This window comes from Flavobacterium araucananum (assembly GCF_002222055.1).
Classification (GTDB): domain Bacteria; phylum Bacteroidota; class Bacteroidia; order Flavobacteriales; family Flavobacteriaceae; genus Flavobacterium; species Flavobacterium araucananum.
Genome location: NZ_MUGS01000001.1, coordinates 20,849 through 33,186, shown reverse-complemented (window position 1 = coordinate 33,186; position 12,338 = coordinate 20,849). Strand labels below are relative to the sequence as shown.

15 protein-coding genes are annotated in these 12,338 nt (G+C 36.6%); all 15 read right to left on the bottom strand.

Annotation, left to right across the window (positions count from 1 at the left end; translation table 11 throughout):
- Positions 1 to 15 precede the first annotated feature (15 nt).
- From B0A64_RS00175 to B0A64_RS00105, 15 genes are read right to left on the bottom strand one after another with little or no spacing between them, the layout of a single operon-like run.
- Complete coding sequence (locus B0A64_RS00175) at positions 16 to 306, bottom strand: helix-turn-helix domain-containing protein (protein WP_089477539.1); 291 nt, start codon at positions 304 to 306, stop codon at positions 16 to 18.
- 39 nt (positions 307 to 345) lie between these two features.
- Positions 346 to 783, bottom strand: a complete 438-nt coding sequence (locus B0A64_RS00170; RefSeq protein ID WP_089477538.1) for a hypothetical protein — start codon at positions 781 to 783, stop codon at positions 346 to 348.
- Positions 784 to 822: 39 nt separating this feature from the next.
- Complete coding sequence (locus tag B0A64_RS25460; protein ID WP_089477537.1) at positions 823 to 1,107, bottom strand: hypothetical protein; 285 nt, start codon at positions 1,105 to 1,107, stop codon at positions 823 to 825.
- Between the two features lie 14 nt (positions 1,108 to 1,121).
- On the bottom strand, positions 1,122 to 2,144 hold the full coding sequence (locus tag B0A64_RS00160; protein ID WP_123875865.1) for a hypothetical protein: 1,023 nt from the start codon (positions 2,142 to 2,144) through the stop codon (positions 1,122 to 1,124).
- A gap of 42 nt (positions 2,145 to 2,186) precedes the next feature.
- Complete coding sequence (locus B0A64_RS00155; protein WP_089477535.1) at positions 2,187 to 2,984, bottom strand: hypothetical protein; 798 nt, start codon at positions 2,982 to 2,984, stop codon at positions 2,187 to 2,189.
- 27 nt (positions 2,985 to 3,011) lie between these two features.
- A complete protein-coding gene (traN, locus tag B0A64_RS00150; RefSeq protein ID WP_089477534.1) occupies positions 3,012 to 3,857 on the bottom strand; it encodes a conjugative transposon protein TraN in 846 nt (281 codons plus the stop codon).
- Positions 3,858 to 3,875: 18 nt separating this feature from the next.
- Entirely contained in the window at positions 3,876 to 5,165 is a 1,290-nt protein-coding gene (traM, locus tag B0A64_RS00145; RefSeq protein ID WP_089477533.1) for a conjugative transposon protein TraM, read from the bottom strand.
- A gap of 4 nt (positions 5,166 to 5,169) precedes the next feature.
- On the bottom strand, positions 5,170 to 5,655 hold the full coding sequence (locus B0A64_RS00140; protein ID WP_089477532.1) for a hypothetical protein: 486 nt from the start codon (positions 5,653 to 5,655) through the stop codon (positions 5,170 to 5,172).
- 13 nt (positions 5,656 to 5,668) lie between these two features.
- Complete coding sequence (gene traK, locus B0A64_RS00135) at positions 5,669 to 6,289, bottom strand: conjugative transposon protein TraK (protein ID WP_089477531.1); 621 nt, start codon at positions 6,287 to 6,289, stop codon at positions 5,669 to 5,671.
- A gap of 17 nt (positions 6,290 to 6,306) precedes the next feature.
- Positions 6,307 to 7,503, bottom strand: a complete 1,197-nt coding sequence (gene traJ / locus B0A64_RS00130) for a conjugative transposon protein TraJ (protein ID WP_072964964.1) — start codon at positions 7,501 to 7,503, stop codon at positions 6,307 to 6,309.
- Between the two features lie 12 nt (positions 7,504 to 7,515).
- A complete protein-coding gene (locus tag B0A64_RS00125) occupies positions 7,516 to 8,151 on the bottom strand; it encodes a hypothetical protein (RefSeq protein ID WP_089477530.1) in 636 nt (211 codons plus the stop codon).
- The gene (locus B0A64_RS00120) at positions 8,148 to 8,777 is read right to left on the bottom strand and encodes a hypothetical protein (protein ID WP_089477529.1); all 630 of its coding nucleotides are present in this window, start codon (positions 8,775 to 8,777) and stop codon (positions 8,148 to 8,150) included. Before B0A64_RS00120 ends, B0A64_RS00125 begins: the two co-directional genes overlap by 4 nt.
- Positions 8,778 to 8,792: 15 nt before the next feature.
- On the bottom strand, positions 8,793 to 9,479 hold the full coding sequence (locus B0A64_RS00115; RefSeq protein ID WP_065450750.1) for a conjugal transfer protein TraI: 687 nt from the start codon (positions 9,477 to 9,479) through the stop codon (positions 8,793 to 8,795).
- 29 nt (positions 9,480 to 9,508) lie between these two features.
- Positions 9,509 to 11,971, bottom strand: coding sequence for a TraG family conjugative transposon ATPase (locus tag B0A64_RS00110; protein WP_089477528.1), 2,463 nt, complete (start codon positions 11,969 to 11,971; stop codon positions 9,509 to 9,511).
- A gap of 41 nt (positions 11,972 to 12,012) precedes the next feature.
- Complete coding sequence (locus tag B0A64_RS00105; protein ID WP_089477527.1) at positions 12,013 to 12,330, bottom strand: DUF4133 domain-containing protein; 318 nt, start codon at positions 12,328 to 12,330, stop codon at positions 12,013 to 12,015.
- Positions 12,331 to 12,338: the final 8 nt, after the last annotated feature.

Here is a 12,338-nt window from a genome sequence, read left to right as displayed (position 1 = left end):
TACAATCAATAATAATCATGGCTCGTTTTCGCTAAGTATTTTTTCTATTTTGCTTGATTCATACAAGTAAATATCACCTAATTTAGTATAAGGAAGTATACCCGTTTGACGGTATTTAATGATTGTATTATTTGAGAGTCCAAATATTTTCTTTAAATCTTCATTTCTATAATATCGTAAACTGTCTTTTGTATTGTTTCCTTTTATTTTTGAATCTATTTTTTCTAGTCTGGCATATAAAGGATCTAGCAATTGTTTGATTGCTACTACATAGGACATTTTAGTTTTGTTATCTTCTTTAGACATAATAGTTAATTTTTAGTATTGCATTTTAAGTGATACAGATTACCAGCAAATTAATTTTTCTCTCCGTTTTTCAAGCATAACAATAATATTCTCAAGAAATCTTATTTGCTTGTCTTTATAGGTAAATCCTTTTGACTCAGAAAACTGTTTACTTATAGTATCTATGTTTGTTTGAAGCCCTGAATCTCCTATATATGTAAAATTATTTTCTATAAAAAGCTGAATTTTGCTTCTATTACACTTCTGATTAAGGTCATCAAAAAATAAAATTTTCTCATCCATAAGAATATAAAAAAGTTGTGCCAAATCGCTCTTGTTAAAATTAGAACTGCACTTCTCTTTTGCTAAGGCATTAAGTGACGAATTCCTTTTACCGAGGTTAGGTTTATTTTTTTCTAAAAACCTTTCTATTTCTTGCATCCTCCCATACAATTTTGAAACCGCATCGGGAAGTTCTTCTAAAGTAAACTTCTTCATAGCATAAACTTTTTTCAATTTACTTGCATATCAATGTGACTAAGAATTGAAATAAATCGTACTCCGCTGGTTTCTATTGCGTTTTGGCAGATAACTTATATAACCATACTCATTTAACTCACGCATACATTTGTGGTATGTTACAGGTCCGCTTATCTTAGCTAACTTCATAATTTCATTCCTATAGACCTCTATAGGATTAACAAAACCCTTTTGCGTCCTAAATTGAAGCAATGCGGCATATATACCAATATGCGTGATACTGATACGATGATCTTTTTCTATTGCCTTAAAAAAATCAGATAAAGGTTTTAGTGTTTTCATTATTTTCTGGATTATCAGCTTACGCGCATACCATTTCTTTTGGAATGGCTCACCTGTTGACTCTCATTTGCCTTTTGCTGCTGTTTTACAGTTTCCATTGTTTTATTGCCCAATGCAGTTGACAGTGTTATTTTTCTCGAATGCTCGTCATAAATATTTACCGATTTAAACTGAGGGTTGGCTTCAATGTAAAACCGATGTTCATTTCCATTTTTAATCAAGGTTACAGGCAGCCTGTTTCCTTGTTTTAAATCATCCTTTAATTTATCGGCTTGAATTTTATTTGATAATTCCTTTAAAGGAAGTTGTTGTACGGCTTTTTCAAGATCGTAACCATACCCGGAATGAAATTCTTTGATACGATGATTACCGCTGGGATCTTTGTCGTTAAGATCTAGTTGTATCCAAGTTTTTTCCTTTTGAACCGCTCTTCCTGCCAACAAATTATAAGCCTGTTTTGTATCAAGAGATTTTTCTTGTTCAAATTTGAAGTACTGATTCCTGTTTTCTTCAGGTTTTAGTTCATTATTTAGACTAGCTGTATAACCTTCAAATTGATACTGTCCGCTTTGGTCTTTAACAAAGGACAACTCATGATCCAGTCGTTCTTTTTCGTTGACATAATAGGAAACCGGGATAGTGAAGTGCTCGTGACCTTGTTTGATTTGCTGATCAATTTGATTTGACAAATCTTTAAAACCAATACGCTGCATCTGATCATACAGCGATTGGTTGTTTTTTTCTTCTTCTTTTGCATCTTTCCGAACAGCAATTTGGTCTATGAGTGGTGCAATGATCAGTTTACGAATGAGTCTTACCAATAAATTAGGATAAAGCTGCTTAAGAATCTTGTTCTTTTCCTGCTTGAGCATCTGCAGAGCAAAACGCTCCTCAATATTTTTTGTTCCCTTATACTTTGTTCCAATCCGCTCGTAATGATGAAGCTTTTCTTTAATCAGTGACCTATTGCCCGAAAGACTAAAATTAAACAGTTTACTAAAACGCTCTTCCCTGGAGCGCCACTGGTTTAATTCCATTTCTACTCTGTTTGTGGGAAGTTGTTCGTTCTTCATCACTGATTACATGGATTGACTTTTCTTTTTCTTCTTAGCTTCCTTTGGTATTTCAGGTCCATCATCATCGGCAGTTTGGTTTTGTTTTTTGCTGCTCTGCTTTTCTGAGGTCTGCTGGCTTTCGGATTGTTTTTCTTCCTGAGCTTTACGATTGTCAATTCTTTTCATATTATTATCATAGATATTAATTGTTTTGAATTGCGGGCTGGCTTCAATATACTGCTTGATCTCATTACCTTCTTTTAAAAAAGTAGCGCTCTGCAGATTTCCTTTTTTCAAAGAATTTATCAAGTCTTCTTTGTATTTTGGGGTTTCCAGTTCTTTAATCGGATGTTTGGAGAGTGCTGCTTCTAAATCATAACCATAATTCTGATGGTAATGATTTAGTTTAAAGTTTCCATTAGATTCGGATTGTTTGAAGTCCATTTGAACCCAAGAATTATAAACTTCCCCCTCTTTACTGGTGAGATCTTTATTTACCGATCTGCCTTCCATAAGATTGTAAGCTTCTTTCATGGTTATGTTGCTGCCTTTATTGATGTAAAAGGTTTGTTCCAAGGCTTCTTTAGAATTTTCTTTTTGCAGTTCCACTTTATAAGAATTAAAGAAATACAGATCACTTTCTTTTGACTTATTGAAATTTAATGTAGCTGTGGCAGTATCATTACCATATTGCGCATTATACGTCAAAGTAAAATTAGGCTCTTCCTTCTGCATTTTTTCTTTTAATTGAGATTCCAGTGCTTCACCGAAACCGGTATACTTAATCTGATCTCTTAAGTATTCAAAATTTTTCTCGTTCATGATTTCAATTTTTAATTATTAAATAGTTTATAGTTTGTGAAGTACAGTCACCTGTACCAGTTTTGTATTCTTGACATGCTCTTCTAAATGTCTGCCGCCATTTTTCTCCATGACTTGTATGGCTAAATATTTTTTTTCCGGAATTGTAAATTTTGGCAGTGCAAATACAAACGTATTTTCTGCTTCAGCTTCAATTTTATCAATATCATTAAGGATATAAATTGGTGTAATTTCAATTTCCTGAGAAGCGGTACGTTTTACTTTTTTTGTATCACGAATAAAAAAACGAAGCTGATCGATCTCATAATTGATTTTAGAATTGTTGTTTACTTTTATCCTGTAATACATTACTTCGTCACGAATAAAAATTCCGTTGAGCCTAAAGTCAATATCGTATTTACTTTCCCTTTGACCTCGGAGCTTCTTTTTGTCGTATAAGGCTAATTTTGAATATTCCTCAATATCCTGATTATTAATAATTTCATCTGAAAAATAAATTTCCTGTCCATCGGGCTTAGTTTTATTCAATGTAAGATTCAGCTGTGGAAACTCTTCATTATAGTCCAGCACAAATGAATAGAGTTTACCATCAGCTGTGACTACCGTAAGATTGGTCTGAAAAAATCCTTTTTGGGCAGCCTTAACCTGAAGGATGTTTTCAAGACCTTTAGCCTTTTGTACCAATATATCGGGACTTCCCTTATCTACACTTTTTATGGCAAAAGGAAATACAAGATTGGTCGTTTTTGAATAGGCTATCATTAAAGAGTCTGATTCTGTTTTAGATAAACGGCTTTTACCTGTTTGCTGTGCCAATACACCGATGGTCATAAATAATAGATGCCCCATCACCAATAGTTTAAAATTTTTCATCTGTATCATTTTTAGTTTTTAATTGGAATCTTTTTGTTTCTGTTTTTCATCACGCAGCAGTACCTTATAACCTGCTTTCACAACTACCTTAACCAGTTTTACTTTTTTGCTTAGCAGACTTTTAGCCGCTTCAATTCCTGCTCCCGCTGCCTGAGCGCCCCAGGAATCATCCAATGATGTAACCCCTAAAGTTTGCATGGAGCGATCAGCGGATGCTTTGGCGACATCACGATTAATGGCTCCCGGAATATATATACCAACAAGTCCATCCATGTCGTAAACAGACAAATCCACCGGAAATAAGGAGTTATTGTATCTAATACTACTAATATTGATTGTCAGCCTTTCTCCCTTTAACGAAGCTGTTCCAAACAAAAAATTGTCTTTTGGGATTTTAATGCCATTTATAAATATGTCATTCATGAGTCGGAACTTAACTGTCGAGCCATTTACAATTGTTTGTGTTTCATGAATAATTGCTTCTACGGCATTCTGCATTGAATCATCATTTTCTAGTTCGTCTAAAGAATAAAAACCATTCTGTTTGTACTCAGACTCAGAACTGTTCAATGTTTTGTTTTGTAAAGAAGAAACAGGATCTTCATACTCCTTAGTTGAAATAGTAAAGACTTGTCCACGCTGAGCCTCGGACGCTTTTTTCAATTTTTCCTGTACTCTGTTTGGATGTTGGATATCCAAAATACTCTCCAGCATTCCACCGAGCTGCTGCAATTCAGGATCCTGGCTTTCCTTCCCATCATTCATGGACTGCATCATTTGTTCCAGCCTGTCTACATCATTGGACTGCATTGCCGTTTTACTTGATTTTGTATATTTATCATAATCCCGGTTTTGTTCCACAGCTATTACCGGAGCATTGATTGCTTTTTGCAATGCTTCCAATTTTTGATGCACTTTTTCTTCATTGGGATCACAATGCACTGAAGTATTTAAGCCAGTTCGTTCCTTTCTATGAGTAACAGCGCTGCTGTCCTCAGTGGAATCAATCTGAAATGATTGACCCAAATAGTTGGGGTCTTTTTTGATAAGTTCATCAAGCTTTGCTGAATCAAGTGCAGCCAGATCGTAATAATTCATTTTATCCATTGGAAGTCCTTCTTTCAGGTTCGCATTGGGAAGTTTTAGATTAAAACCTTTTTGCTGTGGTGCTACTGAGTTGGCAGCATCCATTTTTCCACCACCCAATGCCCAAAATATAGCAGTTATAAATGGCAGGGCCAACAGTGGTACTACCAAGAGCATCTTACGCTGCTTTAGTACTTTTAATGATTTTGTTTTTTGTTCCATGATATTAATTTTTAAGATGTGAGTAATAATAATTTTCCAGCATTGTTAGACTGTCCAGAAGCCCCGGACGGTTTAACACAATACTGTCATGCGTTTTTTTACCTATGGGACTACGCCCCACACTATCCATATACCTGCGAAAACGTGCAACTCTTTCCAATTCAGCTTTACTGATAATTGTATTTAAATCGATGTCTTTTTCTTTTAATGGAACCGAACTCGTTGGTTTAGTAATTGGAATTACAGTTATATTTTTAGTTGTATTCCCATAAAAGCTCTTTACAATCAGATAAATACTGCAGCCTCCTGTAAACACTATAAAAGTGAATAGAACCACAATCCAATTGAGTCTTGAAAAATGAGCTGTTTTACGCTCTAGCCATTGTGCACACTTATGTTGCAATCGAAGATTGGCCTGCTCAAATTTCTCCCAGATACTATTTTTAGTACCTGTAACAGCATTGTTCTTTCTTTTAAAAGTAACTTTCATAATTAGTAGTTTATTATTTTCGATTTTCGGTACTTATGTCCCGATTCTCAATAGTATTCCAACGCTCGATTAAAAAGCCATGCGGGTTGTTGTCACTTCTCGATACATTTCGAAGGTTGCCTTCCGTAATAAGGTTTCGATGCGCAATACTGGTGGTACGAATGATATTTTGAGTAGCATAACATCGGAATCCATACGGATAGTTGCTAAGGTCAATAGTCACACTGTCAATCTGTATCGTCTGGCTGACGTTCCCTGATATAATGCCGGAGTAATAACCATTTTCCTTTAAATCATCATAGACCCGTTTGGCACTGTCATCCGCCAGATAAAGAGCCTTTGTTACATTGCTTTTAATGACTTTATCATCCGGGTCAAGTGTAAAAAACAGCTTATGAAACGTTTTTACATGATCCCTTGCCTCTACAGGTATATTGTCTTTTCGGTCCGAAGCATAGGCTTCCAGTGCCTTTCCGTTAGCCAGTATATAAACCTTGTTCTGCATTTGAGATACAAGCGTAAAACTTTTATAAAGTGAAAAGCAGCTAATCAGGATACATCCTATAATGACCAGCAGGGTAAAACCACGAACATGCCGAAAGGCAGTGTCAATATTTTTCATTTTGCTAAACATAAACTTTGAATTTAGGGTTAAGATTTACCTTTTAATTTATCAGCCATATAATTATCCTTGTCCTTGAAGTAAGGCGCAGAATTTCCGGAATCTGACATGCTTTGATACATACGACCGGCAGCATTCCCCATAGCATCCGCTACCATTGTTGTCCCTTGAGATGTAGTATTGACAATGGAAGTTGTAGAATTACTAAACATACTGGTCACTTTTTGTCCCAGTGCACCGCCACCTCCGGCATGAACAATGTAATTGGCAACAGAAGGGACAGTGAAATAACCTATAATTCCAATAATCATAAAGACCAAATAGGCAACATCAGTCCTGCTAAAGAAAGTCTCTCCATATTCTCCTGCTTGCGCAATATCAATCTTTAGCATATTCTCCTGAATTTTTCCGATGATGCTTCCAAATATGTTAGCCACGGGAAGCCACAGATAGATATTGATGTAACGTGCCAGCCAGACGGTAAGGGTGTGTTGAAAACCATCGAAGACCGAAATGCCAAAAACGATTGGACCTAAAATAGAAAGTACCACCAATTGAAAAGTCCGCAGTGTATCGATGCACAGGGAAGCAGCTTCAAATAATACACGCAGTACCTCGCTCATCCATTCTTTTACTGAATTGCGGAAATTATAAGAGGCCTTGCTCATGGCAAATTTGATATCATTTCCAATACCATCCAGCATTCCCTGACCACTTGGATCTGCATCATCATGTGTATAGCGGTACCATTTATCCTGATCACCGCTTCCTGTCGAACCAACATACATTTTCCAGGGATCTGTTTCTTTGAGTGCTTCTTCTTTTTCTTTAAGCAGTCTTTCAATCGCTTTGTTCGATCCTTCCACCATTGCAGCAGTTGCTGTAACGGTAGGTTTCATAACACCATTAATCATATAGAGGACAGAGGGAAAAATCATAATACAAAATCCAATAACAAAGGGACGAAATAGTGGATAGAAGTCGATGGGTTCAGCACTGGCAATATGTCTCCAGACTCTTGAGGCGATATACCACATAGCTGCAAAACCGGCAAGTCCTTGTCCAACCCCAATCAGATTACTGCATAAAGGCATCATTTCATCATACAATTGTTCCAGTACACTATGCAAGCCGTTCATGTCGTCTGCAATTCCTTGTGCCTGGATCGTAAACGGTAATATCATTGCAAGAAGAACAAGTATTATTTGCTTATTTATCTTTATCATAACAGTGGATATTTAGTTATTTAACTTATAAATACTACGCATTGCCTGCGTATCATTATGCTCTTTTGCACGCTGTAAAGCCAGTACATTCGTATTATTGTTGAAGTTTCTCAGGAACAAAAGTTTGTCCTGCATATCTGCATATATTTTGTCAATAGCGGCCAGCCTTTCATCATCAGACATTCGCATTTTATTTGCGGTAATCACAGAGGTCAGTTCATCAAGATTTCTAAGACTTTGCTTAAAAAGATTATTGTATACCCTTTCGAAATAGGCAATTTCTTCAGCATTAAAATTTTTACTGTCCCTAAAGCGGCTAAAAGCGGACTTGTATTCTTTTACCAGCAGCACCTGATAATTCACAATGTCACCAATACGGCTGTAATTCTTAACTGTGGGGTTAACCTGCATGAGCGCATCAAGAAATGTTTCATGAAGGTTGAAATTTCCTTCAGACAAATCTTTTACAGTATTATAGCCTCCACTTAGTATTTCATAGCCCTTTTTCATATCCTTTAAAATCTGTTTGAACTGGGCCAATTTCTCTATGTTCAAAATCAATTGCTGGATTTCCTGTTTTTGAGCGGTTATCTGGGATGGAAATAGTAATCCGGTAAACACAATTCCTATAATCAATAATTTTTTCATGGCAAATCAGTATTAATGCCGTTTACGACACGGCTGTTTTTTGCTTCTTTCAGTTCGGTTGCTTTTGATACAGCCAGGATTTTAGTTTCATTACTGAAGCTCTCAGAGAAAGTATAGTTATCCAGCATATTCTGGTAAATCATATCAATGCGTTTCATTCGCTCGTCATCTTTCATCTCTAACTTTCCGTCCGTAACGATTGTTAGAAGTTCATCCAGATTGGTATCACAATTTTTGATTAACCTTTCAAAGACCCTTCTGATATAATCGACTTCATCTCCATGAAACAAATCATCCTGCCGGATTTGCTGATATAAGCTTTTGTAGCTTTTCATGATTTTTGTCTGGAGCCCTATAATTTCCGTTACCCTGGCATACTTTTTTATTTTGGGATTGACTGTCTTAAGAGAATTCAGATAATCGGTATGAAGATTAAATTCTCCACGTTTGAAATCTCCTATGGTATTGAGTCCTTTTTTGACTGCCGAATAGCCTTTTTGAGCATATCCGATATAGACTTGCAGGGCTGCTATTTGCTCTAAAAGCATCCTTTGCTGTTTTGCCTGTGCATGAAGATTCCCTGTGGTCAGTGCAGTAAAAAGCACTACTAAAAATATCTTTTTCATGATTTTATTACTTGTTTACGGAATTCCGTAAAATTGTTTAACGGATTTGACATCATGCTCTGTTTTGGCTCTTTGAAGGCTCAGTAGTATATTCTGTCTGTTGAAGAGCGTCAGGTCATCATAATTAGCATCAATCTGATCTGCAGCAGCATTTATAATCTCCAGTCTTTTGGCATCACTCATCTGTGTGGTAAAAGAATCCAATACAAGGAAAATCTGATCGATGTTTTTCAGGCTTTCATTTAATATTCCGGAATACACACTTTGCATATAATCGAGTTCGCTGGAATTAAAATGAGCATCTTTTTGAAACAGGTTCCATGCTCTTTCGTATTCATCTACCAAACGAACCTGCTTTTCACTGATATCTTTGATACGCTGGTAATAGGTAATAATGGATTTAACTTTTGCCAGTTCCTCGTAATAATTCTTATAGAGTTCTTTTTGTTTCTCAGTCCAATCGGAAATCTCATCCAACTTTAGTTTGGAGAGGATATTTTCTATTTTTTTCTGCGCATTCTGCAGCCAGATCGTTTTGTTCTGCAGTTTTTGGATCCTTAGGTCAATAGCCTTAATTACCTTTTTGGCAACCGCTTTTACAATTTCTAAAATCGGTATTGCTGCAACCGTTGCCGGTCTTGCCGGAGTGCTGATCAGTAAAAAGCACAACAGGCAAATCATGATTTTCTTTTTTGTTTTCATAAGTATTGTTGTTTAGTTTTCATATTTTTTTATGCTCTTAAGTCATTAGCAAGTGCCGCAATGCCTTTTCTGATGTCTCCATCAAATTTCTTAGCATACGCCTGTACTTTTACTTTTTCAGTTTCTTCAGTTGTGTAGGCATAATACTCCTCAAGGGATACCTCGGTGCGGTATACTTTAGACTGCATACCTCCAAGGGAGATAAACACTTCTTTGTATTTCTTATCATGATCATTGGCTTTGTTTACCGATAGTACGAGTGCCTTTTCTTTTTCGGTAAGCCCAAGCAGTTCCTGAATCTGTTCGAACTTATTTTGATACTTACTTTGGTCCAGTAGTATTTTGCAGTCACTGTTATTGATAATAGCCTGTTTAACGACCGGAGAGGATATAATATCTTCTACTTCCTGAGTCACTACAATGGCTTCCCCAAAGAATTTACGAACAGTCTTGAATAAATACCGAATATATTCTGCCATTCCTTCCTTGGCAATAGCTTTCCAGGCTTCTTCAATCAGGATCATTTTACGGACTCCTTTAAGCTTGCGCATTTTACTGATAAAGACTTCCATGATAATGATGGTCACCACGGGAAAGAGTATCGGATGGTCTTTGATATTATCGAGTTCAAACACAATAAAGCGTTCTTTTAACAGATCCAGATTCTCGGTAGCATTGAGCAGGTAATCAAATTCACCTCCCTTATAGTAAGGACGCAGTACATAAAGAAAATTGTTGACATCAAAATCCTTTTCCTTTACCTTGTCACCTTCCAATATGGATACAAACTCATTTTTTAGAAATTCATAAAAACTGTCAAAACATGGAAATAAATCGGAATTGCTATCTAACTTTTCATAGTACAATTGCAGTGCATTGGACAGTGCTACATATTCACTTCGATTGAAAGTTTCATTGTCTTTTTTCCAGAGTGCCAACAAGAGTGTTTTAATACTTTCTTTTTTCTCGGTGTCAAGCGAATCACCTTCGCTGATATAAAATGGATTAAACCGGATCGGGTTCTTTTCATCATAGGTAAAGTAGTAGCCCTTTACCATATCACACAAGCCTTTGTAGCTGTGTCCAACATCAACAAGTACAACATGAGTTCCTTGTTCATAATAACTTCTAACCATATGGTTAGTAAAAAATGATTTACCGCTTCCCGAAGGCCCCAGTATGAATTTGTTCCGATTGGTACAAATTCCCATCTTAACAGGCTCATCACTAATGTCTACATGAACTGGTTTTCCAGTCAAACGATCTCCTAATCGAATTCCAGTTGGGCTAAGGGAAGAACGATAGCCTGTTTCCAGATTCAGGAAGCATGTCGCTTGTTCTGTAAACGTATCAAAGGTGTCGTTCATTGGGAAATCTGAGGAATTCCCGGGAATTCCTGCCCAAAATATTTGTGCTGCGCCTACTGTTTCTTGCTTAGCAGCAGCATCCATTTGCGCTAATGCTGAAGAAACTTTGTTCTTCAGGTCTTTGAGTTCTTCTTTGTTGTCCGTCCAGATCAGTACATTAAAATGCGCTTTTACAGGCAGTCGCTGCTGGCTGATAGCCTCGTTAAGAAAATCATTAGTGGCATCACGTGCAATCAGGTTCTCCCTGCTATAGGCTGATAAGGATTGTAATCGGAGTCTTTTGCTTTCGAGCTTTTGCAGTGTTTTCTGGAAGTCCTCTATGAAAATATATTGATTGTAAATGTGGTTGCAAGATAACAATTGGCCCAAAGTTGATGCGAATCCAATGCTGAACTTGGTCTTATCAGTAGAATACCGATCATAATTAATCCTCGAACCGCATAGTGCAGGCAGATCAGCTGTATCCCCTAACGTATAAATCTGGCAATGCTTGTCACCAACCTGCAGGCCATCATCAAAAGCAATGTCCTTAAAAACAAATGAGTTTTGTTTTTCAGACAAAAAACAATATTGTTCAATGATACCGATCTTTCTACTGTGACTTTTGAGTTCATCGTTTCCAAGACGGGTCAGTTTTACAAAACCACTGTCTTCCAATATGCGTCTGAATTGTCCGGTACTGTCAATAAATTCCTGACGCAGCTGTGCTTTTAATGTTTCTTCCGGAACTATTGAACTCCTAAGTAAATTTGAAAACAGAGAACTGGATGTCTTTCTTCCTGCCGGTTTTTTGGTTAAAAAAATGTAACAGGAATGATCCAGAAAGGGACGTTCGTTAAAAAAGTGTTCACTGCTTCGGGTAAGAAAACTCGAATCTTCACTTGTGAAATCGGGTTCAAACTTGCTGTCTACAAACCAGTCCTGTTTATGGAATACACTAAATTTCGGCAATAACTTTATGGCTTTGATCCACGCCTGATGAAATGCTTCGTATTCCTGATCTGACAAGGTAAATATCTCGGGCAGTTCTGCTCTAAACACTACTGTCACATCTCCTTGTTTGGACAGGATGCAATCATGCTCTACATCCATAATTGGTAAAATATCATCTATCATCTTTTCCATTATCCTCTTTTTTTTACCGCTCAGGTAATGCTGAGCAAATTCTATTTGGTCATCATAAAAATTTTTCTGCTTTGCGATTTCACAGCTTTTGGAATCTGTCGTTTCGCTAAAGCTTTCATCATTCCATATTCACCGTATTTATGGCTCATTTTATATATTTTCAAAACCCATAATGTCCCTGAAATACCAATAATTCCGATACAGATAATTGAGGGTAAGCCTGCTATATATATAATGGCAAACAGTATCATAAGCACAATTACACCGCCGCCCAAATACCAGATATACTGCGCCTTTAACCCTTTAAACTCTATGCTCTGGTTAATTCCTTTGTTGATCTGATACACACTGTTTGACATGGTCTTTA

Bases quoted from the DNA above. Each gene is read 5' to 3' on its own strand.
- B0A64_RS00175 (WP_089477539.1), bottom strand. From the start codon at position 306: ATGTCTAAAGAAGATAACAAAACTAAAATGTCCTATGTAGTAGCAATC.
- B0A64_RS00170 (WP_089477538.1), bottom strand. From the start codon at position 783: ATGAAGAAGTTTACTTTAGAAGAACTTCCCGATGCGGTTTCAAAATTG.
- B0A64_RS25460 (WP_089477537.1), bottom strand. From the start codon at position 1,107: ATGAAAACACTAAAACCTTTATCTGATTTTTTTAAGGCAATAGAAAAA.
- B0A64_RS00160 (WP_123875865.1), bottom strand. From the start codon at position 2,144: ATGGAATTAAACCAGTGGCGCTCCAGGGAAGAGCGTTTTAGTAAACTG.
- B0A64_RS00155 (WP_089477535.1), bottom strand. From the start codon at position 2,984: ATGAACGAGAAAAATTTTGAATACTTAAGAGATCAGATTAAGTATACC.
- traN (WP_089477534.1), bottom strand. From the start codon at position 3,857: ATGAAAAATTTTAAACTATTGGTGATGGGGCATCTATTATTTATGACC.
- traM (WP_089477533.1), bottom strand. From the start codon at position 5,165: ATGGAACAAAAAACAAAATCATTAAAAGTACTAAAGCAGCGTAAGATG.
- B0A64_RS00140 (WP_089477532.1), bottom strand. From the start codon at position 5,655: ATGAAAGTTACTTTTAAAAGAAAGAACAATGCTGTTACAGGTACTAAA.
- traK (WP_089477531.1), bottom strand. From the start codon at position 6,289: ATGTTTAGCAAAATGAAAAATATTGACACTGCCTTTCGGCATGTTCGT.
- traJ (WP_072964964.1), bottom strand. From the start codon at position 7,503: ATGATAAAGATAAATAAGCAAATAATACTTGTTCTTCTTGCAATGATA.
- B0A64_RS00125 (WP_089477530.1), bottom strand. From the start codon at position 8,151: ATGAAAAAATTATTGATTATAGGAATTGTGTTTACCGGATTACTATTT.
- B0A64_RS00120 (WP_089477529.1), bottom strand. From the start codon at position 8,777: ATGAAAAAGATATTTTTAGTAGTGCTTTTTACTGCACTGACCACAGGG.
- B0A64_RS00115 (WP_065450750.1), bottom strand. From the start codon at position 9,479: ATGAAAACAAAAAAGAAAATCATGATTTGCCTGTTGTGCTTTTTACTG.
- B0A64_RS00110 (WP_089477528.1), bottom strand. From the start codon at position 11,971: ATGGAAAAGATGATAGATGATATTTTACCAATTATGGATGTAGAGCAT.
- B0A64_RS00105 (WP_089477527.1), bottom strand. From the start codon at position 12,330: ATGTCAAACAGTGTGTATCAGATCAACAAAGGAATTAACCAGAGCATA.